Raw genomic sequence first — 24,708 nt, forward strand, 5'->3', positions numbered from 1 at the left:
TGCGTCAAGGTATGCGTGATTTAGATTTCATACGTTGACTCCGGCCACACCCTGGGCAACCTTCCCGAGGCAGGGCGGACCAGACTCTCGCGAGGGCAGGCGGACATCCGGAAAGGCGGTCACACGATGGCGAGCACGGTGACGGACGACACCGGCGGCGGGCGGAACTGGACGTTCCTCACCAATCACGGGCACGTGCTGCTGGCCATTGCCCGCGATCCGACCGCCCGGCTACGCGACGTCGCGGCCGAGGTCGGGGTGACCGAACGGGCCGCGCAGGCGATCGTCGCCGACCTGGAGGCGGGCGGCTACCTGCACCGCACCCGGGTCGGGCGACGCAACGAATACACCCTCAACCCGGCCGGCCGGTTCCGGCACCCCGCCGAGGCCGACCGGCAGGTCGGCGACCTGCTCGCGCTGTTCGCCGACGTTCCCACAGCGAAGGCAGAGCCCCGGGCCTGACCCCGGTCACCGGGGGCCGCTGACCGACGGTCACGGCGGTAACCTTTGCGGGTGCGCGAATGCCCGCCGTTGAGCGCGACCCCGTCCCGCCGTGCCCTTCGCGGCGTCCTCAGTGGAACGCTGGCGGTCCTGCTCGGCGCCGGCCTGGTGGCACCCTCCCCCGCGACCGCCGCACCGCCCCTCTGCGGGCCCACCGGCACCGACAGCCTGGCCCAGATGCCGTGGGCGCTCCGCCGGCTGGAGCCGTCGTCGGCGTGGCCGCTGTCCCGGGGTGCCGGGATCACGGTCGCCGTGATCGACTCCGGAGTCTCCGCCGCCCACCCGCTCCTCAAGGGGCAGGTGCTCGAGGGTCGCGACTTCAACGGCCTGCCGGCCCGGCAGGGCCAGTGCGACGAGGCCGGGCACGGCACGCTGATCGCCGGCATCATCGCGGGCCGGGAGGGCACTGTCGTCCCCTTCAGCGGCATCGCCCCGGCCGCCCGCATCCTGCCGATCCGGGTTCTGCCACAGCTCGGCGCGGTCAACAACCCGCAACTCCCCGCACAGATCGCCGCGGCCATCGACTGGGCGGTCGCGCAGGGCGCCGACGTGATCAACCTGTCCCTGACCACAATTCCCCGCCCCGAACTGACGGAGGCCGTCGAGCGCGCGCTGGACAAGGGGGTGGTGTTGGTCGCCGCCGCGGGCAACCGGTCGGAAGACTCGCAGAACCTGCCGGGCTACCCGGCCGCGTACCCCGGGGTGATCGCGGTGGGCGGTGTGGACGAGCAGGGCGGCCACGTCGGCACCTCGATCAGCGGCGACTACGTCGACATCGCCGCACCCGGGATGAACATCGTCGGGCCGGCGCCCGGGAACAGCGGCTACCGCACCGTGCCGGAGGGCGGCACCAGCTACGCCGCCGCGTACGTCTCAGGAGTGGCCGCGCTGGTCCGGGCCGCCTACCCGAGTCTCGACCCGCAGCAGGTCGCGGATCGGCTGAAACGCACAGCGGACAACCCACCCGAGGGTCAGAACGCCGACATCGGGCACGGGATGGTCAACCCGTACCGGGCGGTGTCGAGCCTGCTCGGCACCAGGGCGAACCCGCCGGCCGGCGCGCTTCCGGCACCCGCCGTACGGGACGACCCGCTGAGCTGGCAGCGCCCCACCGCGATCTGGGCGGCGGTCATCGGCGGGCTAGTCGCCGTGCTGCTGCTGGTCGCGCGACCGATCACCGCCCTTGGCCGTCGACGCGACTGGCGCCCCGGCCGACGCCCCGACGCCCCGACCGCCGGCTGAGCGGCGCACCGCAGCCCGCCGCCAACGCCTACGCCCGCCGCCAACGTCACACACAGAGCGGCTCCGGGCCGGGCGAACCGGACCGGAGCCGCTCGTGCGGATGCCTCAGCTCCACACCTTGGAGTTGCTCATCTCCGTGGTGAGGTAGTTTTCGCGGGCGATGCCCACGGCACCGCCGATCTCGTTCAGGATCCGGTTGATGTCCCGGACCGCCGCGTCCCACTTCGCCTGGTGCTGCTCGTAGGCAACCCGGTCCTCGCCGTCCCAGTGCAGCTTGGTCAGCATCGACCGCAACGTGTCGAGCTTCTCCTCAAGGGTCTTCGAGATGGCCTGCATCTGCTGGTTGCTGCTCTCGAGGACCGCATAGTCAACTTTGATCGTCACGATTTCCTCCTCTGCCGGCTACGGATCACGGGTTGAGAGCAGAGTGGAACTTGTCCAGCATCTGCTGCTGCTCTTCGTCGTTGACCTGGTGCGTCGTACCCGACTTGTCGAGCAGGTCAGCGATGCTGTCCATCGCCGTCAGCAGCTTGACGGTGTCCTCGTTCCAGCGCGTCATCAGCGACTGGAAGCCAGTGGACGCCTGACCCTTCCACGCGATGGCCAGGTCATCGACGACGTTCCACAGCTTCTTCAGCTCGCCGTCGACCTCGCTGCGCGTGGACCGCACGTCACTCGCGGCGGTATGCAGAGTCGCAGCTTCGACCTCGAACGCCATGCTTCACACCCTTCCGTCTGTTGTGGTGGCGGCTTCGCCGCACCCCTCCCCCGCGGCAAGGCAGCAACACCCCACCGACGGACACTCCTGTGAAGACCGTAGCGGAACGCGTCCAGCCCTCGCAGCCCTGACCGGTGACGTTCGATGGATGGTGGTGAATCGGGCCGGACGGCCCACCACCCCCTACCGAACGACCGACAGCGCTCAGGTCGGCTCAGACCACGCGGTCTGAATCAGCTGCTGGCCATCACGACGGCGAACCAGGGTGCCCCGACCGGGCGGTTGTGGGCTCGGCCGCAACGTGCCGAAGACCGCGCCCTCCTCCCGGTTGCCGGACATCAGCAGGCCCGGCGAGTCCAACTCGCGCAGTCGTTGCAGCACCGGCTCGTACAGCGCCCTGGACACACCACCGACCCGGCGCGTGACGATCAGGTGCAGACCGATGTCGCGGGCCTGCGGCAACAACTCGTGCAGGGCGCTCAGTGGGTTGCTGCCGCCAGAGGCCACCAGGTCGTAGTCGTCCACCAGGATGTACAGGTCCGGACCCTTCCACCAGCTCCGATCACGTAGCTGGGCGGTCGTCACGTCCGGGCCGGGCAGTCGGTTGGACAGCGCACTGCGGATCGACCCGAGCCCCTGGGCGAACGCCTGGTTCGACGGGGCGTAGTCGAGCAGGTGGTCACCCTCCACCGCCCCCAGCAGGCCACGCCGGTAGTCGGCGATCACCAACCGGGCCTGCGCCGGCGTGTACCGCTCGGTGATCCCCCGGGCGATCAGGCGCAGCAGGTTGGTCTTGCCGCACTCCGCGTCGCCGAAGACCGTCAGGTGCGGCTCGTTGGCCAGGTCCAGGTAGACCGGCGCGAGTGCCGACTCGTTGACACCGATCGGGAGACCCGGTGCCGACCGGTCGATGATCCGGGCCAGCTCCGCCACCGGCAGCCGGCGCGGCAGCAACCGCACCTTCGGCGCCGGACGACCCGGCCAGTTCGCCGCCACGTGCCCGGCCAGGGACAGCGAGGCCTCGCTCAGGTCGTCGATGTCGCGGCGGCCGTCGATCCGCGAGATGGCGGTGAGGAAGTGCAGCTTGTCCCGGGTCAGGCCGCGACCGGGCGACTTCTCCGGCACGTTGTTCGCCGCCCGACGATCGATCTCGGACTCCGACGCGTCGCCGAGGCGCAGCTCCAACTTGGTGCCGAGCAGATCCCGCATGTTGATCCGGATCTCCGCCCACCGCACGGCGGTGAGGACCACGTGCACACCGAAGCCGAGGCCCCGGTTGGCCAACGTGGTGATGGTCTGCTCCAGCTCCTCGTACTCCTGGCGCAGGGTGTTCCACCCGTCCACCACCAGGAACACGTCGCCGAACGGGTCGTCGGCGAACTCGCCGGCGGCCCGACGACGGCGGTAACTCGCCACCGAGTCGATGCCGTGCTGGGCGAAACGCGCCTCCCGCTCGTCCAGGACGGCGACCACCTCGGCCACCGTCCGGCGGACCGCCTCGACGTCGCGCCGGCCCGCCACCCCGGCCAGGTGCGGCAACCGCTCCATGCTGCGCAGCGCGCCCCCGCCGAAGTCCAGACAGAAGAACTGCACCTCCCGCGGCGTGTGCGTGAGCGCCAGCGAGGCCAGCAGCGTACGCAGCATCGTGCTCTTGCCACTCATCGACCGACCGACGATGACCACGTTGCCGCCAGCCCCGGCCAGCTCGACCATCATCGGGTCGCGGCGCTGCTCGTAGGGACGGTCCACCACGCCGACCGGCACCGTCAGTCGCCCGCGCCCGGGCCAGGAGGCGGTGCACAACCCATAGGTCGGGTCCACCGCCAGCGGACCGAGCAGCTCACCCAGGCCCGGCGGGTCGGCAAGCGGCGGCAACCACACCTGGTGCGCCGGGCGGCCCCGGCCCTTGAGCTGGTCGATCAGCACGTCGAGCATCGCGACGGCCTTGCCGTCGGCCGGCTGCTCCGGCTCCGGAGCGGTGGCCACCGGCACCTGCGGGACCTGCACCGGAACGAAGTCGAGACCGTACGGCACGATCCGGCGCTGCACCAGCGCCTGCGAGGCGGACGCCTGCTGCCCCGGCGCCCGGTACGCCCCCGACACGTACGCGGCCCGGAACCGCAGCATGGTGCTGGTGTCCGTCTTCAGGTAGCCGTGGCCCGGCGCGTTCGGCAGCTCGTACGCGTCCGGTACGCCGAGCACGATCCGGCTCTCCACTGCGGAGAACGTCCGCAGACCGATCCGGTACGACAGGTGCGTGTCGAGGCCCCGCAGCTTGCCCTCTTCGAGGCGCTGGCTTGCCAGCAGCAGGTGCACGCCGAGGGACCGACCCAACCGGCCGATCATCACGAACAGGTCGATGAAGTCCGGTTTGGCGGCGAGCAACTCGCTGAACTCGTCACAGATGATCAGCAGGCTGGGCATCGGCGCCAGCGGCTCACCGGCCGAGCGCGCCTTCTCGTACTCGAAGCGGGAGACGTAGTTGCCGGCCGCCCGCAGCAGTTCCTGCCGGCGCACCATCTCGCCGGCGAGCGCGTCGCGCATCCGGTCGACGAGCGGCAACTCGTCGGCCAGGTTGGTGATCACCGCGCTGGTGTGCGGCAGGGCCTCCAGCGAGGCGAAGGTCGCGCCGCCCTTGAAGTCGACCAGGACGAAGTTCAGTTCCTCCGACGAGTGGGTCACCGCCAACGCGGCCACCACCGTACGCAGCAACTCGCTCTTGCCGGAGCCGGTCGCACCGATCACCAGACCGTGCGGGCCCATGCCCTCGTGCGCCGACTCCTTGAAGTCGAGCTCGACCACGTTGCCGTCCGGGCCGACGCCGAGCGGGATGCGCAGCCGGTCGCGGTGCCCACGCGGGCGCCAGGTGTTCTGCACGTCCACCGCCGCGGCGTCACCGACGCCGAGCAGATCCGGCAACTCCGTGCTGCGGGCCAGCGGCTCGTCGCCGCCGGTCTGCTGCTGGGAGAGCCGGAAGGGGGCGATCTGTCGGGCCAGCCCCTCCGCGGCCTCGGCGCTGAGCCGGTCGGGCCGACCCAGCGTCGACGACGAGCTGCCCCGGACCAGGTCGAGTGAACCTCCGTCATTGACGTCGAGGCAGAGCAACCAGCGGCCGGCGTCGCGTGGCACCGTCCCGGAGAGGTCGATCACTGTGGCGCCGAGCAGCCCTGGACCAACCAGCTGGCAGGTCGGCGAGATCTCCCCGCCGTCGATCACCACGACCAGGTGCGGGGCGGTGGTGAGCGGCTTGGCCTCCGGCGCGAACCGGGGCCGCCCGGCCAGCTCGGCGGCGAGCGAGGCCTCGGCCTCGGCCAGGCTGGCGAAGACCAGCCGGCGCGCGCCGGCCGCGTCCGTACGACCGCTGTGGTGGGCGTGTGGCAGCCACTTCACCCAGCCCCAGGAGGACTGCCGGTCGGGTGCGGCGACCACCGCGATCACCAGGTCGTCCGGTGCGTGGAAGGTGGCCAGCTGCCCCAGCGCCGCCCGGGTCAGGTCGAGCACCGGCTCGCGGTCGCCGCGCAGCACCACCCGACTGAACGCGCGAACCGACAGCGCCGTCGGCAGCTCGGGCACAGTGGAGTGTGCGCGGACGAACCGGCGAAGCGCGATGGCGCTCATCGGCTCCAGGTCCTCCACCGGCTTCGTCTCCGGTGGAACGATCTCCACGGCGAGCCGCTGCGGGCCGAGGGCGATCCGGGTCTCGCCGAAATCGTCCTCGGTGATCCGCCGCTCCCAGAGTCGCCGGGACGCGGCGATCGACCAGAGCGCGTCGGGCTCCGGGTGCCGCCAGGCCATCGCGGCCCGCTGCTGCTCGGCGGCACGGCGGGTGCGCTTGCGCATCTGCGCCAGGTAGCGCATGTAGTCGCGGCGATCAGCGTTCAGCTCCGCCTTGTCCTTGCCACCGCTGTTGGCCAGCGAGCCGATCGCCATGCCGAGCATCGAGACACCGAACAGACCACCGGCGACGTAGGTCATCATGCCGCCGCCCTTGCCGGCGTAGAGGAACGCCATGGCGCCGACCCCGCAGAACATCGGCAGGATCATGAGTAGCTGCCCCATCCCGCGGGGCGTCGGCTCGGGCAGCTCGGGAGGCGACTCCAGCAGCACCTCGCCGCGCGGTAGGGCCGGCCCCGGCTGACGCGGGAGCCGGCGGAACACCACAGTGCTCACGGCTGTCTCCTCCCCAGAAGCGGCCCTGATGACGTGCGGCCCGCGGAACACCGCCCGCGGGTGGGCATCGTACGTGCCGTCATCGTAGGTAATCTGCCGTGTGCGCGGTGGACCCGGACCGCGGCATTCCAGCCAGCCGATCACAGACGCACACCTGGAGGCCACTGTGGCGACGAAGACGGCGACCGGTGGTCTCAGCCGAATCACCATCGTGGCTCCGCGTACCCGGATGGATCTGGCGCTGCCGTCGGACGTGCCGTTGGCCGACCTGCTCCCCACCCTGCTGCGCTACGCCGGTGAGGACATGGCCGACGAGGGCGCGCGGCACGGCGGATGGGCACTGTCCCGATTGGGCGGTGCGCCCCTCGACGGTGGTCGTACCGCTGCGCAGCTCAGTGTCCGCGACGGTGAGGTGCTCTACTTCAACCCCCGCTCCGACGCCGCACCGGAGATCGTCTTCGACGACGTGGTGGACGCGGTCGCCACCGCTACCAACCAGCGCCCCGGCGCCTGGCAGGTCGGCGCGACCCGCTCCTTCGCTGTGGTCTTCGCGGCGGCGGCGTTCGGCGCCGGCGCGCTGGCTGCCCTCTTCGCTGGTCCGCCCCACCTGCCCGGCGCGTTGGCCGCGCTGCTGGTAGCGGTGGCGCTGCTGGTGGGCTCGGCGGTGCTGTCCAGGGCCGCCGGTGACAGCGGCATCGGCTCGGTGCTGGCCCTGGTCGCCCTGGTGCACGCGGCCACCGGTGGCCTGCTGCTGCTCGCCGGTGATCGAGCGCTGACCGACCTGGCCAGTCCGCATGTCCTTGTCGCGGCGACCGCTGCGGTGGTGGCCGGCGCGGTGGCCGTGCTGGCGGTCGGCGACCGGTACCCCCTCTTCTTCGCGGCGATCGGTGTCGCGGCCGCGACCGGCCTGGGCGCGGTGCTCTGCCTGGCCCTCGGCCTCGACGCGGCGGCCTCCGCCGCGGTGGTGGCGGCTGTCGCGTTCGGCGTGGTGCCGGCGCTGCCGATGATGGCCTACCGGCTGGCCCGGCTGCCGGTGCCGTCGATTCCGACCGGCCCGGAGGACCTGAAGACCGACAGCGAGTCGGTGGACGGCAGGCAGGTGCTCCAGCAGAGTGAGCGCGCCGACCAGTTCCTCACCGGTCTGCTGTGGACGGTGTCGCTGCTGGTGCTGGGCGCGCAACTCGTGCTGGCCCTGGACGGGCGCCTGCCCGCGGTGCTGCTGTGCCTGGTGCTGGCCCTGCTGGCGCTGCTGCGGGCCCGCCCCCTCCTGGGCCGGGCCCAGCGCACCCCGGTGCTGCTGGCAGGCACCGTGGGTCTGGGCCTGGCCGCCGCGACCACGTTCGCCGGTGGGTCGCTGCCGGTCCGGCTCGGCCTGATCCTGGGCGGTCTGGTGCTCGCCGCGGTGATCAGCCTGATCTACGGTCTGACCGTCGCCGGCAAGCGCATCTCGCCGGTCTGGGGTCGCCTGCTCGACATCGCCGAGATCCTGCTCATCATCTCGCTGGTGCCGCTCGCCTTCTGGGTCTGCGGCCTCTACGGCTGGATCGTCAACCTCCGACCCTGACCGCGCGCCGCCGCCGCACCGGTCAGCGCGACCGCGGACCGGCGGAGACGCCCAGCGCCGACGCGACCGGAGCGGTCGCGTAGACGCCCGGAGCATGCTGGCCGTCCATCGGCCGGGTGGACGCGCCGACCCGGCCGGCGACCTCACGAACCACCTTGACCAGGGCCTCGACGTGGTTGTCCATCGCGGCAACCCGCAGCAGCGGTGCCGCCACCCGACCGTCCGACGAGACGGTCACGGCCACCGTGTGCGACGGCGCCGAGGTCGCGGTGATCGCGTCGACCAGCGGACCGAGCTGCGCGTCGAAGCGGCCCCGCAGCGCCATGCAGCGGTGCGTCCAGCCGCCGCCCCGCAACCCACGCCAACTCTCCGCCGGCGCCTCGGGCACCAGGTCCAGACCGGCGGCCGAGACGATGGCCGCGCGTAGCTCCTCCCGGCCCAGCGGGCGATGGGCCAGCCCCGCCGAGGTCAGCGCCTTGCCGAGCCGGCCGATCCCGGCCGCCACCGTCCGGTGTACGCCGGTCAGCCCGCCGCCCCGGCTCACGGCCTCGACCCGCGCGTCCCGGACGGTGAGCCGCACCGCGACCCACACGGTCCGGTGGGCAGCCGGCGGCGCACCGGGTGCCGGGTACCAGACCAACGTGTGCGCGACGACCTGGGCCCGGGAGACCGGGGCGCTGAAGTCCGCGAGCACCCGCAGCGCGTGGTCCACCGCGGCGGCGTCGACGGAGCCGACCGCCGCACCGGTCGCGGACTGCAGGGCGACGGCGGCGAACCAGCCCTGGTCGTCACGCCCGATGCCGAGCCGGGTGCCCCGGTCGGTCAGCTCGATGACGCTCAGCTCGGGAGCGAGCGCAGCCAACCTCGGGTCGGTCGCCGTACCGCTGGCCAGCGCTGCCGACGCCCGTTCGCCGCGTCGCCGCAACCGCTGGCGCAGCAACAGGTCCTCGAACCACCAGCGGCCACCCCGACGGGCGAAGGCGGCCAGGACCACCAGCAGCGCCGTGGCGCCGGCCGCGGCGAGCACCCAGCTGGGTCCGGCGGTGGCGGCCCAGACGCCGACCAGGCACAACTCCAGTACGACGAGCTGCCCGACCAGCACGGGGCCGACCCGCCCACGGCCGGGCCGCTCGGCCGGGGGCGCCGGCCGGGTCGGAACGTCGACAGGGTCCGTGACCGCTCGGACGGGTGCCGCCTGAACCTGCGTCATCGCTGACTGTCCCTCCTGCACGGTACGACTCTGCGCCGGGGTCTCCTCCGGTGCCGGCCACGAGCGGTGGTCCCAAGGAACCACCGTCGGCCCCTTATCGTAGGGAAGCCCGCGACGGCACCCCGACCCTGATCGTCGCGGATCCACCCCGCCGGAGGTAAGTCATGCGGACCCGCCGCGATCAGGTGCAGGCGTACCGCTTCGTCACCCGCCGCATCGTCTCCGCGTTGCTGTCGGGCGATCCGGAGACCACCAACCTGCCGATGCGACGGCTCGGCATGGCCGTCTTCGGCAGTGTCCTCACCGCGGCCATCGTGCTCGGCGGGGTGGGTGCCTACGGGCAGTTGACCGGTGGCGCGGCGCCGCTGGACGACCAGACCCTCGTCATCGAACGGGAAACCGGCGCGACGTACGTCTTCATCGAGGGCAAGCTGCACCCGACGCTGAACTACACGTCGGCGCGCCTCATCGTGAACGACGCGAGTGCCCAGGTGCGGACGATGTCCCAGGCGTCGCTGCGGGACCGGCCCCGCGGCGTCACCGTCGGCATCGTCGGGGCACCGGACGCCCTGCCGGACCGCAAGTCGCTGACCGGGCTGCCCTGGTCGGTCTGCGACGTGCCCGACCCGGTCGACAGGCAGCGGTCCAGCACCCGGCTGGTGATCGACCGGGCCCTGCCCGGCGGCACGCCGCTGGGTGACCGGGCGGTGCTGGTCTCGGTGAACGACCAGCGATACCTGGTCACCAACAACACCCGGCTCCAACTGCTCGATCCGTCCCGCACGATCACGGCACTACGGATGGCCGGCACCGAGCGACTCCAGGTCGGGCAGCAGTTGCTCAACGCCGTGCCGGCCGGGCCACCGCTGCGCCGGCCGTCGCTGCCGGGTGAGGGCGAGCCCAGCAGTCGCACGGTGGCCGGGCAGACGCACGACGTCGGTTCGGTGTTCAAGGCCGCCGGGCGGCACTACGTGCTGACCCGGGACGCTCTCGTCTCGATCAGTGAGATCACCGCTCTGCTGCTCGTCAGCAACGGCGGTCGGATCACCGACATCACCCCGAACCAGGCGAGCGAGGCGTTCGAGGAGCGGCGGATCGAGGAGGAGGGGGTGCCCTCGACGATGCCCGCCCTCTACCCGGCCCAGCCCGGTCAGACCACGCTGTGCGCGACGTACCGCAAGGGCACCGCGGGCGGCCCGCCGACCACCACACTGGAGGTCTTCGACCGGGTGCCAACCGAGTTGACCGACAGCGATCCGGGCCTGGTGCCGGTGCGCCAGACCAGGCGCGACGCCGTACGCACCGCCGAGGCGGTGCTGCTGCCCGGCGGCAAGGGTGTCATCGCACAGGCCTCACCCGGCGCCGGGACCAGCGGTTCCGGCGCCGCCGGGTCGACGATCTACCTGATCAGCCCGCAGGGCATCCGGTATCCGCTCGGCTCGGCGGCGACACTGGACGTGCTCGGCTACGGCGGGATCACCCCGCTGGCGGTGCCCGGCTCCCTGCTCGCCCTGATCCCGACCGGGCCGACTCTGGATCGCGAGGACGCATTCGCCGTCTTCACTGCCGACGGTCCGGCACCGTCCGCACCACCGTCGGCCGCGTCGGAGCCCGGCTCACCATCCGCTGCGCCGCCCTCGGGCACGCCGTCCGCGGCGCCACCGTCGGGGTCGTCGTCCGCGGCGCCACCGTCGGGGTCGGCCAGTGGCAGCCCGTCGAGCGGTGGGACCGGCGGGGGGTCCACGGAATCGACCGACGCCGACGGCTGAGCAGCTTCGACGGGTCGCCCGGAGTCGCACTGGTGGACTAACCTGAATGTCGCTGACGGTTGTCAACCAGAACGACGGGGATGTTGCCATGGCCGGGCGTACGGAAGTCGACCTGTTGTCCCTTGAGGACTTCCACGAGCACCTGGCGTCGCGGTTGAGTCAGGCCGAGTCGGTGCTGCGCAAGCTCAACACCGAGATGCAGTGCCGTCCTCCGGCGCTGGGCTCGTTCTTCGACGCCACCGACAAGGCGCGTCGCTACAGCGAGGTCCACCAGTCCTATGTCGAGCAGGCCGAACGAATCCGGCAGGCGGTGCTGGCGGCACAGCAGGCGACCAGCACGATCCTGAGCAACTACCGCACCGCCGAGGCGCGTAACGCCGCCAACGCCGACGACGTCACCGCCGCGCTGACCCCTGTCGACCGGGCGTTGCAGCCGAAGGAGGACGGGCGTGTCTGAATACACCCAGCGCTACCAGGGCAACAGCCACCAGCAGCTGTACGACGGCCTGATGGCGGGCAAGCCGGAGCAGATCGAGGGCGTGGCCACCCAGTGGGCCGAGCTCAAGGGCATCCTCGACGGCCTCGGCCGGGAGTTGAGCGGCGACCTCGACAAGCTGAGCAACACGTGGACGGGTTCGGCGGGTCGGGAGTTCCACCGGCGACTCAGCTTCATCGTCGCCCACAGCGACGCGTTGGGCGAAGGGATGGCCGGCATCAAGCAGGGGTTGACCATGATGGCCGACCATCTGCGCGCCGCCCACAAGGAGGCCGAGAGCCCTGAGGAGACCGACGACAACGACAAGGCGATCGGCGGTGCGATCAAGGGTGGTGCCACCTTCGGGCTGACCGGTCTGATCATCGGGGGCATCGCGGGTCACCAGCAGGACAAGGCAGAGCAGGAGAAGGCCCACCAGCGGATGGTGAACCTGGTGGCCGGCCTGGCCAACAGTTACGAGATCTCCGCCTACGACCGGGTTGTCGAACCACCCCCGCCCGACCCGGACACTCCGACCACCGCCCGCAAGGATCCGACGACGCCACAGAGTGTCTCGGCCATCGCCAGGGTGTCCGGCGGTCCCACCACCGGCGCTGACACCGCGCGCACCGGTGACGCGACCATCTCGTCGCCCGACCGCGTTGCCCAACTGCCGGGCGACGGTTCGACTCCGGGTGAGGTCGGCTCGGGCACCGGTGGCAGCCCGGCTGTCGGCGCCGCGCCGATCGGCGTTGGCAGCGACCTCGCTGACCGCGGCACCTCCCTCGCCGGAGCCGACCCCCTCGTCGGTGGCGCGCTGCTCGGCGGTGGTGCTGCCGGGCTGGTCGGGCTGTCCGGGCCGGCCGGCGCGCCCACTGCGGCGAGCACCGGTCCCGGCCTGCTCTACGGAGCACAGGGCGGGTCACCGGCCGGCGGGGTGTTGCGCAGCGGCGCGCTCGCGGGCTCGGGCAACGCACCCCCCGCCTCGGCTCGACCGACCGGCGGTGGTGCTCCCCCGGCGGAGACCCGCGCCGCCAACGGGGTCGGGCGCAGCATCGACGGCCAACGCGGTGGGAGCGGCGGGCGCCCGGCCATGACCGGCGGCAACGCCCGGCCGGGGTCCGGCGGCGGCCGGCCCGGTGTGCTCGGCGGGCAGGGTCGAGCGCAGGACGACGACTCCGACGAGCGGCTGACCTGGTTGACCGAGGACGAGATGGTGTGGCAGGGCGACGACAAGGCCGCGCCTCCGGTGCTCGGCACCAGCGACTGATGACGGCCTGACGCCGGCACACACCACCAGCGGTGCCGCCCCCGGCGACGCACGGTGCCCCCGATCGGACCCGATCCGGTCGGGGGCGCTGCCATTCCTGGGCCCCTACCGTCGGCGTCCACAGTGCGCATGGTGGTGGCGGTCACGCCCGCGCCGTCCATCGCCGTGCTGCGGTAGGCCAGGACGGACGATAGGTTGGTCTGGTGTCGTCCGCAGCGTCTGTCCGCCCAGCCAGGTGGGCTGTGCTGCGGTCACTGCGGGAACTGACCCGCCTGGCGGTCACCGCGCTGGTGCTCGCGGTCGGCCTCGGTGCCGCTCTCGCCGCGACCCCACCGCCCGCCCCCACGCAGCTGCGGCCCAGTGCCGTGAGCAGCCGGGTGCCGAGTGTCCGCCCCGATGCCGTTCCGGCCAACCAGCGGGCCGCCCAGCCCGCTGAAGCCCCGCCGGCTGGCACGTTCGATACCGCCACGGCGACCGGTCCGGTCGCGGCGGGCCCGGTGCACGTCCCGGCCATCGATCCCGGCCGTGGCTCTCCTGCACGACGCGGCCCGCCCGCCCGCTGAGCCAGGCCCGGCGACCCCCGGGGCCCGATCCCGGCTGATCATCCCGCACGGCACCCTGAGGTCGCCGTCGACGGGACCATCCCGCCACCGGGCCGACCGGCGATACCGGGCCCTCTGCCGCCCGTCGATACCCGCCTTCGACCGCGAGGTGCTGATCATGCAAACCATCCTCTCCGCCGTCCTGCCAGACCTCTCCCGGGCCGCCGTCATCTGGCTGAGCCTGCTCGGGGTGGTAGCCGTCGCTGTCTCCGCTCTCCTGCTGCGGCCCGGCCGATTCCGCTTCGACCCGGGCTCCCGGATCCGCCGCGCCGCCATGCCGAGCCACCTTGAGCAGGCGCAGGAGGAGCGGGAGCAGAGCCGCTACGCGCAGGAGGTCGCGGTGGCGGCGGAGCGGGCGACCACCACAGTGCGGCGCCGCCGGGAGGAGTGGGTGGCCGCGCAGGAGGCGGTCGAGGCGGCCTGGCTGGCGTACGAGGCGGCCGAGGCCGGCGTACGGCGGCTCGACGCGGCGGCCGCGATGCCGCTGCCGCACACCGCCCGGACCCCCGCGGAGTACGCGGACCGCGAGCGCTACCTGCACCGGGCGGCACTGGATGCGTACTGGCGGCGGGAGCTGTCGGTGGAGCAGCTCAGCGACGTCTTCGCGCACCGCCACGGCTGGGACCCGCGACTGCACCCGGTCGAGCAGGAGCTGGTGCTCCAGCGGGCGATCCGAGACAACCTGGCGGCCCGGCACGCCGCAGCCCGCGAGCGGGAGCAGACCGCGTGGCGGGCGGCGGAGTTGGCGGTGGCCGCGGCTCGCAGTCTGCGCGAGGAGGCGCACGCCGCGACCGGTCGACGGGTCGCCGAGTCGGCGTCGGTGCTGCCGCTGAGCGAGGTTGCCCGACCGGTGGGCGCGCAGCCTCGGGAGAACGTCGAGCAGACCCGGGAGAACAAGGTGACCGCACGCGGCCGTGCGACGGTGCCCGCGTTCTGAGCCGCGCGGGCCCGGGTGGGTTAGCGTGACGGCATGTCCCGACAGGCGTGGGTCCTCGTGGTGATCGCCAGCATCCTGGCGCTCGCCACACTGGTCGGTGCCGTGGTGCTGGCGGTGCGGGTGGTGCGTACCCGGCGGATGCTGACCGGGCTCGGCGCGGGCGGCAAGGTCGCCTTCTACGGGGCGTTGATCTACACGATCTTCCCGGTCGACGTGCTGCCGGACCCGATCTACCTGGACGACATGGGGGTCCTGGCCGCCGCGCTGATCTACCTGACCCGGCTGGTGCACCAACGTCGGGCGGCGGGTCGGCAGCTGCCCGGTCAGCCGGACGCGCCGACGGATCGGGGTCAGGTGCGCCGCCGCGTGCCATGATCGGGGTCGGTTCGGCGGACAGGGGACGAGGCATGACGGGCGATCATCGGTTGGACGTGCACGATGAGCGGGTTGTCGCCTTCTGCGCCGAACGACACCTGGCGACGCTGACCACACTGCGGGCGGACGGCACCCCACACGTCGTACCGGTCGGGGTGACTCTCGACCCGGCGGCCGGCCTGGCCCGGGTCATCACCTCCGGCGTCTCCCGGAAGGCCCGCCAGGTGGCGGCTGCCGGCACGGCGGGCGCTGCGGTGGCCGTGTGCCACGTGGATGGCCGCCGCTGGTTGACGATCGAGGGCCGCGCGGTGCTGCGGTCGGATCCGGCCGCCGTGGCCGAGGCGGAGCGGCGGTACGCCGAGCGATATCGGACACCACGGCCGAATCCGGAGCGGGTGGTCATCGAGATCACCGTGACCAGGCTATTGGGCAGTCTCTGAGCTGACAGTTTGTCCCCGACGACCGGTTCGGGTCGGGCAGGGACGCCGCGCGACACCGGTGCCCGCAGTCGGCGGAATTCTCCGTGGAGCAGAGCGGTTACGCCCTCGGTACGCCCAGGGCCGAGACCACCAATGGTCGGCCGTGTTGCGCCGAGCGCCATTCCCGGTGCTGCCGCCCTCCGCTGGCCGGAGGCGCCAACCCCCGAACGGAGACTCGACCATGAACCCGATCGTCCAGAAGAGCGGCCTGTCCGTCGTCGGCCTGCTCGTCGCTGGCGGCTGCGCCCTCGGCCCTGCGGTGGCCGCGCAGGCCGCCCCGGCTCAGGCGGCCCCGGCCTCGTCGAGCCAGAACGACCGGCACGCCGAGCGGATCCTCGGCGTCGACTACCAGGCCCAGCCGAACTTCTACTACTGCGGCCCGGCCGCGACCCGGATCGCGTTGTCCGCCCAGGGCAAGGCGCTGTCCCAGGACGAGGTGGCTCGGCTGCTCGGTACCACCGAGGCGGGTACCCCCTCGGCCCTGGACACCACCCGGGTGCTGAACGAGCTGACCGGTGGCAAGTACCGGACCACCGAGATCCGTGATTCGGTGGCCCGCCCCGACCAGGTCGAGCAGCTGCGCCGTGACGTGCTGGCGGCGGTGGACGCCGGTCGCCCGGTGGTGGCCAACATCAAGGGCACGACGGTGGACACCGACGGCAACCCGCACTCGTACGAGGGTGGCCACTACCTGACCCTCGTCGGCTACCGCGACGGTGGTGACACGATCCGGGTCGCCGACCCGGCCGACCCGGCGTTGGGCGAGTACTGGATGAGCCTGCCGAAGGTCGCCAACTGGATCGCCGAGCGCGGCTACTCCTCCTGATCACCACGGTTCACCGGGCCGGCCTCTCCCGTGCGGGGAGGCCGGCCCGACCGTCGTTACGGGCCCGGGCGGCGAGGTGCGCGCGTCGACGGGCTCGGGCGGCTCGCGTCGGTCGGGCCCGGTGCAGTTGTCGGCGGACCGGCGGGTGGATCTCCGCCTCGCCGGCTCCGGCCGCCCGGCGCACGATCCGATTGGCGTCCTCGGGTTCGGAACCGGCGGCCCGGAGCAGGTCGCTGGCTGCGGTACGCAGTCCGGTGACGAGGGATTCGCCGAACGACTTGACGCCGGTCGCGGATGCCCGCCCGGCCAATTCTGCACACTCCTCGATCAACCGGCGGGTCCGTCGAGGGTCGTCACCGACCCTGCACTCCACCCGCATCTCCGCCACCGCCTGACCCAACCGGGCCATCGCATCCGGCAGCTCCGGCGGAATCGGTTCGTCGTACTGCAACGCGGTGGTCGACCAACGGGCCATGGCGCGGGTGTCCAGCAGCAGCCGTTCCAGGTGACCCGCGCTGCGGGCGTAGCGGTGGTACTGCTGTCGACGGTGCCAGCGCACGGGGGCGATCGTCACCACCTCCTCGGCGCCGCTGAGCGCATCGTGCAACCGGCCCAGGTCGTCGTCGGTGCCGCGGAGCCGCTCCAGGACACCCATGGTCCCGGCGCCGTCGCGCTCGCGCAGCGCACGCGCCAGCTCGGCGAGTTGCTCGCAGAGGATCGTGAAGATCGGTGCCGCGGCGCGGTCCAGCACCCGCATCGGGTTGATCGGCAACAGGAGCGCGACAACCACCAGGCCGACGGCCCCACCGACCAGCGCGTCGAAGATCCGGGGCACCTCCAGGCCACGCTCCATCGGGGCCAGCGTGGCGATCAGCACGGCGGTACCGCCGGCCTGACCGACAAGCGGACCACCCTTTCCCGCCACCAGCAACGCGGCGGCGATGGCCAGCGCGACCACCACGCCGGTCTGCCACGGGCCCGAGCCGAGCAGGAATCGCAGCGTGTCACCGATGACGATGCCCAGGGCCACGCCGCCCAACAGTTCGAAGGTCCGGCGGGCCCGCTGCCCGATGGCGGTGGCGATCGTGCCGACGGCGGCGGCGGGAGCGAAGACGTGCGATCCGGGGCCGAGCAGATTCTTGGCGAGCAGGGCGGCGATGGCCGCGGCCAGCCCCGCCTGGATGGAGATCACCAGGGTGACCTCCCACTGCCGGGCCCGGATCCGGCCGGCCTGCCCGCCACGGTGCCGCACCCGCCGGACCGTCCGCTCGGCGGTCTCATCGAACCGCGACTGATCGCGGTCGGCGGGTGGGCGGTCGGCGGCCATGGCGGCGGTTACCCCGGCGGCGGCAGGGCAATCGTGGCGGCCGGGTCACCACCGCCACCGCCAGCACCACGGACACCGTCGGACGCATCGTCAACCATGGGTTCGCGCAGCCCCGTGGGGGTACCAGAGCCACACACCTCCCACCGATCCGCAACCGGTAAGGGGCCGTGACATGACCAATCCACCGACCACCGACGACCACGATGTCGTCGACATCCTGGTCTCCGATCATCGTGAGATCGAGGCAGTCCTCGTCGAGTTGGCGACCCGGCAGGGCACCCCCGAGCACCGCCGACGCCTCGCCGACGTGGTGATCGCCGAACTCGTCCGCCACTCGGTGGCCGAGGAGGCGTACGTGTATCCGGTCGCCCGAAAGGTGCTGCCCGACGGCAACGAGATCGCCGACCGGGAGATCGCGGAGCACGCCGACGCCGAGCGGACCATGAAGGAGTTGGAGTCCGTCGACGCGTCCGACGCCCGCTTCGACCAGCTGCTCGCCCACCTGACCAGCACCGTCCGACACCATGTGACGGAAGAGGAGAAGGAACTCTTTCCCCGGCTGCGCGCGGCGACGGCCCGGGAGGAACTCGTCGAGATCGCCGCCCAGGTGACGGCGATCAAGGAGATCGGGCCGACCCGGCCACATCCGGGGAGCCCGGAGCACCCACCGGCGAACAAACTGCTCGCACCCGGCCTCGGTCTCGTCGACCGGTTGCGCGACGCGTTGAGCGGCCGGCCCACCTCGATGGACGAGCTACGCGACAAGCGCTGACCCGGCCATCATCCGAACCCGGCACTCCCGGGTCGCCGACGGCTCGGCGGCCCGGGAGGAGCGCGCAGGGTCAGCGGACCTGGTCGCCCTCACCGGTGCGCGCCTGGGCCTGGTCCACGCCCTTGTCGATCTGATCGCCGTACTTGCCGCCGGTGCGCTTGTCGGCCATGTCGCCGGCCTTCTCCGCGCCCTGGTCGACCTGCTTGTCATGCTTGTCCGCGAAGTCCTTGGCCTTGTCCATGAAGTCACCCACGGTGTTCCTCCTCAGTCCGGTCCGTCCCCTTCGCGTTCCCTCGGCCGGACCACGCAAACGCCGCCGCTCCGGACGTGATTCGCGAACACCCACCCACGTCATTCCGGCCGACGTACGATCCGCGCGAGCGACGGCCAGCGATTCGGGTGTCGGGGCACTACCGACCGGGTACCGACCTCGTCGACATCGAGGAGGACCGACATGGCCGCAGAGGAACCCGGACCGACAGGCGGCCCCGGGCCGCGCCAGACCTGGGCGGCGCTGCCGTGGCTGGTCCGGACCGCTGTGTTGTGGAGCGCCTGCCTGGTGGTGATCGCCGCGGGGCTCTACCTGCTCGGCCGGATCGCCGTCCTGTTGGCGCCGCTGGCCATCGCGCTGGCCGCCACCATCTTCCTCACCGCGCTGCTCGACCCGGTCCTGCTGCTGCTGCGCCGGTTGCGCCTGCCGGCGGCGCTGGCCGCGCTCTGCACCGTACTGCTGCTGCTCGGCATCCTGGTCGGCGTCGGCGCCCTGGTGTGGAACCTGACCGCCAGCCAGTTCGATCAGCTCAGCCAGGAGTTGACGCAGGGGGTCGAACGCAGCCGCGACTTCGTGACGTCCACCCTGCCGGTCAGCGAGGCACAGCTGGACCGGCTGGTCGACCAGGCCCGGGAAGGGCTCAGCGGCAGCTCTCCGGACCCGGTGGCCGGCGCCCGGACCGCCACCGAGGTGTTCGGCTCCGCGCTGCTGGCTCTGGTGCTGCTCTTCTTCCTGCTCAAGGACGGCCGGTCGATGTGGCACTGGGTGCTGTCCCGGGTCTCCGGCCCGAACCAACCCGTGCTGGCCGAGGCCGGCCGGGCCGGTTGGCGGACGTTGGGCGCGTACAGCCGGGGCACCATGTTCATCGCCGCGATCGACGCGCTGGGCATCGGGCTGGCCCTCGTGGTGCTGCGGGTGCCACTCGCCCTGCCGCTTGCGTTGATCACGTTTCTCGGTGGGTTCGTGCCGATCATCGGGGCGACGGTGGCCGGTGCGGTGGCGGTGCTGGTGGCGCTGGCCGCGAACGGTCCCACCACAGCGCTACTCACCCTCGCGGCGGTGATCGCCGTGCAGCAGATCGAGGGCAACCTGCTGGAGCCGCTGGTGATGAAGCGGCAGGTCCGACTGCATCCGGCGGTGATCCTGGTGGCAGTCACCGCTGGCACGCTGATCGCGGGCATCGCCGGCGCCTTTGTCAGCGTTCCGATCACCGCTGTCCTCTGGCGCGTCATCGACACCGTCCAGCAGCGCCGCTCGACCTCGGCTCTCCTACCCTCACAATGATCACCGAGCGAGGTGCGTGGTGAACCAGGTGCCGGCCTGATCGGCGACCTGCTCAAGGGTGCCGGGCTCCTCGAAGAGATGGGTGGCGCCGGGGATCACCCGTAGCTCGCCGACCTGCCCCAACTCGGCCAGCGCCCGCTCGTTGAGCGTGATCACCTCTTCGTCCAGCCCGCCGACCAGGAGCAACATGGGGGTACGCACCTGGGCCAGCGCGTTGCCGGCCAGGTCCGGCCGACCACCCCGGCTGACCACCGCGGCCACCCGATCGGCGCGGGACGACGCCGCGACCAGGGCAGCGGCAGCACCTGTGCTGGCCCCGAACAGACCGATCGGCACATCGCCGGCGGGACGCTCGACGGCCAGCCAGTCGACGATCCCGGCCAGCCGACTGGCCAGCAGCCCGATGTCGAAGCGCAGTTCGGCTGTTCGCGCGTCCACCTCGTCCTCGGCAGGGGTGAGCAGGTCCGCCAGCACCGTGCCGAGTCCGCGGCCGTTCAACGTCCGGGCCACCGCCACGTTGCGCGGGCTGTGCCGGGAACTGCCGCTGCCGTGCGCGAACAGCACCACGCCGACCGGCTGTGCGGGCAGCGTCAGGTCGGCGGGGAGTTGAGCGTCCCCGATCGGAATTGTCACGCTGCGCTGTTCGTCCATGCCTCACCTCCGCGTACTCGCCGGTTGTCCGGGTACCCCGCCCGCCGCCGGGCACGCACGCCGCGACGGCGTCACCCCGGGCCGTGGGCCCGCAGCCGTGCCGCGTTTGCCCGCTGGGGCGTCGGGTACGCGACGAGCGACCGCAGACCGTGTCGGCGCAGCCGCGCCCCGACGGATCGCGAGGATCGCCATGGCCAAGCAGCAGATTTCCCGGCAGCAGCAGCTGACCGAGCGAACCCAGCGTGAACAGGACGCCGAGCGCAACCAGGACGTCGGGGACCAGGATTTCGGAGACCAGGCCGCTTCGGCCCGGCTGCCCGACGACCCGAAGGCGGCGGCGCCCCGGGACGCGATCGGGCGTCCGTCGACCGGCGAGCCGGTCTGAGCGACCTGGGCCGGCGAGCGCCGGTCTGAGCGACCTGGGCCGGCGAGCGCCGGTCTGAGCGACCTGGACCGGCGAGCGCCGGTCTGACTCACAGCGCGGGCGGGCGGGGCGGGAAGACTCCCGTCCCGCCCGTCACTGTTCGCGTTCGGGCAGCCGCAGCAACGGAGACCGGCCCGGTGGCTGCTCGGGCGGCGGGCCGGACGGTTCGGCCGGTGGCACCGGCACGGTCACCGGCTCGTCGCAGGTCACCCGCAGCAACTGGTCGTGGTGGCGCAACTCCACCACGTCGTCCGGGCCGCCGTGGCGCAGCGAGTACGTCGTCTGGTGGGGCCGAACGTCCACCCGCAGCGCCAACCCCCGCCACTGGAGTGAGAACTCCAACCGGCTGAGTCGGCTGGAGAGCCGGGGGGCGAAGGACAGCTCGCCGTCGTGGTCCCGTAGACCGCCGAACCCGCTGACCAGGGCGAGCCACGCGCCGGCCAACGACGCCATGTGTACGCCGTCGCGGGTGTTCTCGTTGAGGTCGTGCAGGTCCATCAGCGCGGCCTCACGCAGGTAGGTGTGCGCGAGTTCGGGGTGGCCCACCTCGGCGGCGAGCACGGACTGGGTGCACGCCGACAACGACGAGTCTCGTACGGTGCGGCGCTCGTAGTAGAGGAAGTTGCGCACCTTCTCCTCAGGGGTGAAGGCGTCCCCCCGCCAGTGCATGGCGAGGACCAGGTCGGCCTGCTTCACCACCTGCTTGCGGTACAGCTCGAAGTACGGGTAGTGCAGCAGCAACGGGTACTTTTCCGCCGGTGTGTGCGTGAAGTCCCATTCCTGGAGCCGGGTGAAGCCCTCCACCTGCTGGTGGACCTCGAGCTCCTCGTCGTACGGGATGTGCATGGAGGTGGCGGCGTCCCGCCAGCTCGCGGCCTCCTCGTCGGTGACGCCGAGGTGGAACGCCTCGTCCCGGTAGCGCATGACCACGTCGGCGGCGGCGAGCAGGTTCCGCTGTGCCATCAGGTTGGTGTAGACGTTGTCGTTCTTCACGGCGGTGTACTCGTCCGGGCCGGTGACTCCATCGATGTGGAACTGCCCGTGCCGGTCGTGGTGGCCGATCGAGCGCCACAGCCGGGCGGTCTCCACCAGCAGCTCCAGCCCGATCTCCCGCTCCAACTGGGTGTCCCCGGTGACCATCACGTAGCGGCGCACGGCGTCGGCGATGTCGGCGGCGATGTGGAAGGCTGCCGTTCCGGCCGGCCAGTACCCGGATGACTCCGGGCCGCCGATGGTGCGCCAGGGGAAGGCCGCGCCTCGGAGGTTGAGCGTCTCGGCGCGTTCCCGCGCCGAATCCAGCGTGCTGTGTCGCCACTGCAACGCGCTGCGCACCGCGCTCGGCTGGGTGTACGTGAGCACCGGCAGGACGAACATCTCGGTGTCCCAGAAGGCGTGACCGTCGTAACCGGGGCCGGTCAGTCCCTTTGCCGAGATCGGCCGCTGCTCGGCTCGCGCGCCGGCCTGCAACACGTGGAAGAGCCCGAACCGGACCGCCTGCTGCACCTCCGGGTCGCCCTCGACCAGCACGTCGGAGGCATCCCAGAACGCGTCGAGGTAGTTGCGCTGCTCCCGGTGCAGCCCGTCCCATCCGTCGAGCCGGGCACCGGCCAGTGCCGCGCCGACCTGGTCGCGCAGCGCCGGCAGGGACCGGCGACTCGACCAGCTGTACGTCAGATACTTGATCACCCGCAGCTTCTCGCCGGGCTGGAGCACGCAGGCGATGGTGGTACGCACCCAGTCCTGGTAGCCCTCGGACTCGATGGTGGTGTGGTCCGGGCCGTGCACCTCGTGCTCCATGGCCGAGGCGACCCGCAGACCGGAGACCTTCGTGCGGTGGATCAGCTGGCCGCCGTCGGGGGTGGTCAGCTCCTCCTCGGCCTGCAGCGGCGACTCCAGCACCGCCGCGACCCGCGGGTCCTTGCTCTGCGCGGGCAGCGACTCGTTCGCCACCAACTCGGACTGCACGATCAGCCGCAACGGGCCGTCGACGGCCTCCACCTCGTAGCTGATGGCGGCCACGGACCGCTGGGTGAACGAGACGAGACGGGTGCTGCGGACCTTTACCTCCCGGCCGGCGGGCGAGCGCCAGTGCAGCTCCCGGTGCAGCGTGCCGGCCCGCAGGTCGAGTATCCGCTCATGGGCGATCAGCTCGCCGTACCGCACGTCGAGTGGTTCGTCGTCTACCAGCAGCCGGATCAGTTTGCCGTTCGTGACGTTGACGATGGTCTGCCCGGACTCGGGGAAGCCGTAGCCCGCCTCCGCGTACGGCAACGGACGCAGTTCGTAGAACGAGTTGAGGTAGGTGCCGGGCAGGCCGTGCGGTTCGCCCTCGTCGAGGTTGCCCCGCAGGCCGACGTGCCCGTTGGAGAGCGCGAAGACCGACTCCGACTGGGCCAGCACGTCCATGTCCAGTCGGGTCTCCCGGACGTGCCACGGCTCTACCGGATAGGCGCGCTCCCGAATCATCCGGAGCCTCGTTCGGTGGCGATCGGGTCGGTCGCGGCGCGATGCGGCGCCGGTGGGTCCTCGCGGTCGAGGAGGTCGGCGAGGTCCGTCACCACGATGTCGGCGCCGTGGGCGAGCAACTCGTCGGCCTGCCCGACCCGGTCGACGCCGACCACGTAGCCGAAGCCACCGGCGCGGCCGGCGGCCACCCCGGAGAGCGCGTCCTCGAAGACGGCGGCCCGCGTCGGGTCGACGCCGAGCAGCCTGGCCCCGGCGAGGAACGTGTCGGGGTGTGGTTTGCCGCGCTGCCCCTGCGCACGGGCGACCAGCCCGTCCACCCGAGCCTCCAGCAACGGCTCGAACCCGGCGACGGCCACCACCTCACCCCCGTTCGCGCTGGCGGTGACCACGGCTCGGCGGAGGCCCGCGGCGGTGGCCGCCTTCAGATACCGCACCGATCCCGGGTAGACCTCGACGCCGTCGGTACGCAGACGGTGCAGCAGCAGGACGTTCTTGCGGTTGCCCAGGCCGTTGACGGTCTCCGCCTCCGGCGGGTCGTCCGGGCCACCCTCGGGCAGCACGATGCCGCGGGAGGCGAGGAACGACCGGACGCCGTCGGCCCGGGGGCGGCCGTCGACATAGCGGTTGTAGTCCGGTCCCGGATCGAACGGTTGGAACGGTTCGCCGGAGACGGTGGAGCGCTGGCGGAGAAACTCGTCGAACGTCTGCGTCCAGGCGGCGTTGTGTACGCGGGCGGTCTGCGTCAGCACACCGTCCAGATCGAAGAGACAGGCGGTCACGTGAGCAGGTAGGCCCAGCACGGTTCGAATCTATCCACCCCGCTGGGCCCGCAAACCCGTTTCGGCCTCCCTGAGGCGTTTCAGTTCGGTCGCAGCGTCCAGATCACCGTCATCTCCGAGGTCGGCTTGCCGTCCTCGGTGGCGATCTGGACCGCGACGGGGAATTCCGGGCGCTGACCGGCGGCCAGCTCCTCGGCAACCTCGGCCACCGGCCGGCCGAGGCGCGCGGTGGCCAGCACCGGGCCCATGGCGAGCTTCCGGTAGGCGATCTCGGCCCGGACGGCCAACGGCACGGCCCGGTCGAGCAGCTGCCCGAAGGCGGCCAGCACCACCGCGCCGGAGGCCGTCTCGCCGAGGGTGAACATGGCGCCGGCGTGCGGGCCCCCGATGTGGTTGTGGGTGGCCGGCGAGTCGGGCAGCCGGACGACTGCCCGCACGCCGCCCTCCGCCTCGGGTGCCACCTCGACGAACTCGATACCGAGCGTACGAGCGAACGGCACCGCTTCCAGCATGCCGGCCGCCACCTGGCGGGAGTCGATAGTCATGGCCTGACGTTACTAACCGGTAACCAGGCCGGCAACCAGCGACTTCGCCGT

General features: G+C 72.1%; 24 protein-coding genes. 14 read left to right on the forward strand and 10 right to left on the reverse strand.

Annotation, left to right across the window (positions count from 1 at the left end):
• The first annotated feature begins 126 nt into the window (after positions 1–126).
• Together OG992_RS18045 and mycP are read left to right on the forward strand one after the other, a co-directional pair.
• Complete coding sequence (locus tag OG992_RS18045) at positions 127–462, forward strand: MarR family winged helix-turn-helix transcriptional regulator (RefSeq protein ID WP_266303812.1); 336 nt, start codon at positions 127–129, stop codon at positions 460–462.
• A 51-nt stretch (positions 463–513) separates the two neighbouring features.
• The gene (gene mycP / locus OG992_RS18050) at positions 514–1,743 is read left to right on the forward strand and encodes a type VII secretion-associated serine protease mycosin (protein ID WP_266303813.1); all 1,230 of its coding nucleotides are present in this window, start codon (positions 514–516) and stop codon (positions 1,741–1,743) included.
• A gap of 105 nt (positions 1,744–1,848) precedes the next feature.
• Here the strand turns inward: mycP and OG992_RS18055 are convergent, their stop codons facing one another.
• The 3 genes from OG992_RS18055 to eccCa all read right to left on the reverse strand — a co-directional run bounded on the left by OG992_RS18055 (position 1,849) and on the right by eccCa (position 6,631).
• Positions 1,849–2,127 carry a WXG100 family type VII secretion target gene (locus OG992_RS18055; protein WP_030329555.1) on the reverse strand — a complete coding sequence of 93 codons (279 nt, stop codon included), beginning with the start codon at positions 2,125–2,127 and terminating at the stop codon, positions 1,849–1,851.
• A 25-nt stretch (positions 2,128–2,152) separates the two neighbouring features.
• The gene (locus OG992_RS18060) at positions 2,153–2,461 is read right to left on the reverse strand and encodes a WXG100 family type VII secretion target (protein ID WP_030329557.1); all 309 of its coding nucleotides are present in this window, start codon (positions 2,459–2,461) and stop codon (positions 2,153–2,155) included.
• Positions 2,462–2,665: 204 nt separating this feature from the next.
• Positions 2,666–6,631: a type VII secretion protein EccCa gene (gene eccCa, locus OG992_RS18065; protein WP_266303814.1), complete on the reverse strand. Its 3,966-nt coding sequence runs from the start codon at positions 6,629–6,631 to the stop codon at positions 2,666–2,668.
• A gap of 166 nt (positions 6,632–6,797) precedes the next feature.
• On the opposite strand from eccCa, the gene eccD reads away from it, so the two are divergent.
• Positions 6,798–8,195, forward strand: a complete 1,398-nt coding sequence (gene eccD / locus OG992_RS18070) for a type VII secretion integral membrane protein EccD (RefSeq protein ID WP_266303815.1) — start codon at positions 6,798–6,800, stop codon at positions 8,193–8,195.
• Between the two features lie 22 nt (positions 8,196–8,217).
• On the opposite strand, the gene OG992_RS18075 is transcribed toward eccD, so the two are convergent.
• On the reverse strand, positions 8,218–9,405 hold the full coding sequence (locus tag OG992_RS18075) for a type VII secretion protein EccE (protein WP_238683777.1): 1,188 nt from the start codon (positions 9,403–9,405) through the stop codon (positions 8,218–8,220).
• Between the two features lie 164 nt (positions 9,406–9,569).
• Between OG992_RS18075 and eccB the strand changes: the two genes are divergently transcribed.
• The 8 genes from eccB (at position 9,570) to OG992_RS18115 (ending at position 16,138) form a co-directional block, all read left to right on the forward strand.
• Positions 9,570–11,174: a type VII secretion protein EccB gene (gene eccB / locus OG992_RS18080; protein ID WP_266303816.1), complete on the forward strand. Its 1,605-nt coding sequence runs from the start codon at positions 9,570–9,572 to the stop codon at positions 11,172–11,174.
• A gap of 46 nt (positions 11,175–11,220) precedes the next feature.
• Positions 11,221–11,631: a hypothetical protein gene (locus OG992_RS18085; protein WP_238683779.1), complete on the forward strand. Its 411-nt coding sequence runs from the start codon at positions 11,221–11,223 to the stop codon at positions 11,629–11,631.
• Positions 11,624–12,919 carry a WXG100 family type VII secretion target gene (locus tag OG992_RS18090; RefSeq protein WP_238683780.1) on the forward strand — a complete coding sequence of 432 codons (1,296 nt, stop codon included), beginning with the start codon at positions 11,624–11,626 and terminating at the stop codon, positions 12,917–12,919. The genes OG992_RS18085 and OG992_RS18090 overlap by 8 nt, the downstream gene beginning before the upstream one ends.
• A 242-nt stretch (positions 12,920–13,161) precedes the next feature.
• Entirely contained in the window at positions 13,162–13,482 is a 321-nt protein-coding gene (locus OG992_RS18095; RefSeq protein WP_238683781.1) for a hypothetical protein, read from the forward strand.
• 157 nt (positions 13,483–13,639) lie between these two features.
• Entirely contained in the window at positions 13,640–14,458 is an 819-nt protein-coding gene (locus tag OG992_RS18100) for a hypothetical protein (RefSeq protein ID WP_266303817.1), read from the forward strand.
• 33 nt (positions 14,459–14,491) lie between these two features.
• The gene (locus OG992_RS18105; RefSeq protein ID WP_238683783.1) at positions 14,492–14,833 is read left to right on the forward strand and encodes a YkvA family protein; all 342 of its coding nucleotides are present in this window, start codon (positions 14,492–14,494) and stop codon (positions 14,831–14,833) included.
• 32 nt (positions 14,834–14,865) lie between these two features.
• The gene (locus OG992_RS18110) at positions 14,866–15,273 is read left to right on the forward strand and encodes a pyridoxamine 5'-phosphate oxidase family protein (RefSeq protein WP_238683784.1); all 408 of its coding nucleotides are present in this window, start codon (positions 14,866–14,868) and stop codon (positions 15,271–15,273) included.
• A 220-nt stretch (positions 15,274–15,493) separates the two neighbouring features.
• Positions 15,494–16,138, forward strand: coding sequence for a C39 family peptidase (locus OG992_RS18115; protein WP_091395184.1), 645 nt, complete (start codon positions 15,494–15,496; stop codon positions 16,136–16,138).
• Between the two features lie 10 nt (positions 16,139–16,148).
• Here OG992_RS18115 and OG992_RS18120 read toward each other — a convergent pair whose 3' ends face one another.
• Positions 16,149–17,465, reverse strand: coding sequence for an FUSC family protein (locus OG992_RS18120; RefSeq protein ID WP_266303818.1), 1,317 nt, complete (start codon positions 17,463–17,465; stop codon positions 16,149–16,151).
• Between the two features lie 172 nt (positions 17,466–17,637).
• Between OG992_RS18120 and OG992_RS18125 the strand changes: the two genes are divergently transcribed.
• Positions 17,638–18,237 (forward strand): hemerythrin domain-containing protein, encoded by a 600-nt coding sequence (locus tag OG992_RS18125; RefSeq protein WP_266303819.1) that lies wholly within the window; start codon positions 17,638–17,640, stop codon positions 18,235–18,237.
• Between the two features lie 70 nt (positions 18,238–18,307).
• Here OG992_RS18125 and OG992_RS18130 read toward each other — a convergent pair whose 3' ends face one another.
• Positions 18,308–18,490, reverse strand: coding sequence for an antitoxin (locus OG992_RS18130; RefSeq protein WP_091395189.1), 183 nt, complete (start codon positions 18,488–18,490; stop codon positions 18,308–18,310).
• Positions 18,491–18,691: 201 nt separating this feature from the next.
• Here OG992_RS18130 and OG992_RS18135 point away from each other — a divergent pair, with 201 nt between their 5' ends.
• Positions 18,692–19,792 carry an AI-2E family transporter gene (locus OG992_RS18135; protein WP_266303820.1) on the forward strand — a complete coding sequence of 367 codons (1,101 nt, stop codon included), beginning with the start codon at positions 18,692–18,694 and terminating at the stop codon, positions 19,790–19,792.
• Here the strand turns inward: OG992_RS18135 and OG992_RS18140 are convergent, their stop codons facing one another.
• Positions 19,793–20,443 (reverse strand): dienelactone hydrolase family protein, encoded by a 651-nt coding sequence (locus tag OG992_RS18140; RefSeq protein ID WP_266303821.1) that lies wholly within the window; start codon positions 20,441–20,443, stop codon positions 19,793–19,795. It abuts the gene before it with no gap.
• A 190-nt stretch (positions 20,444–20,633) separates the two neighbouring features.
• Between OG992_RS18140 and OG992_RS18145 the strand changes: the two genes are divergently transcribed.
• Positions 20,634–20,828: a hypothetical protein gene (locus OG992_RS18145; protein ID WP_091395197.1), complete on the forward strand. Its 195-nt coding sequence runs from the start codon at positions 20,634–20,636 to the stop codon at positions 20,826–20,828.
• A gap of 132 nt (positions 20,829–20,960) precedes the next feature.
• Here OG992_RS18145 and OG992_RS18150 read toward each other — a convergent pair whose 3' ends face one another.
• From OG992_RS18150 to OG992_RS18160, 3 genes are read right to left on the reverse strand one after another with little or no spacing between them, the layout of a single operon-like run.
• Positions 20,961–23,333, reverse strand: a complete 2,373-nt coding sequence (locus OG992_RS18150) for a glycoside hydrolase family 65 protein (protein WP_238683789.1) — start codon at positions 23,331–23,333, stop codon at positions 20,961–20,963.
• A complete protein-coding gene (locus OG992_RS18155) occupies positions 23,330–24,133 on the reverse strand; it encodes an HAD family phosphatase (RefSeq protein WP_266303822.1) in 804 nt (267 codons plus the stop codon). The genes OG992_RS18150 and OG992_RS18155 overlap by 4 nt, the downstream gene beginning before the upstream one ends.
• A gap of 59 nt (positions 24,134–24,192) precedes the next feature.
• On the reverse strand, positions 24,193–24,657 hold the full coding sequence (locus OG992_RS18160; RefSeq protein ID WP_238683791.1) for a DUF4442 domain-containing protein: 465 nt from the start codon (positions 24,655–24,657) through the stop codon (positions 24,193–24,195).
• Between the last annotated feature and the right edge of the window lie 51 nt (positions 24,658–24,708).

Origin of the sequence: Micromonospora sp. NBC_00362 (genome assembly GCF_026342155.1) — a bacterium.
Lineage (GTDB): Bacteria > Actinomycetota > Actinomycetes > Mycobacteriales > Micromonosporaceae > Micromonospora > Micromonospora hortensis.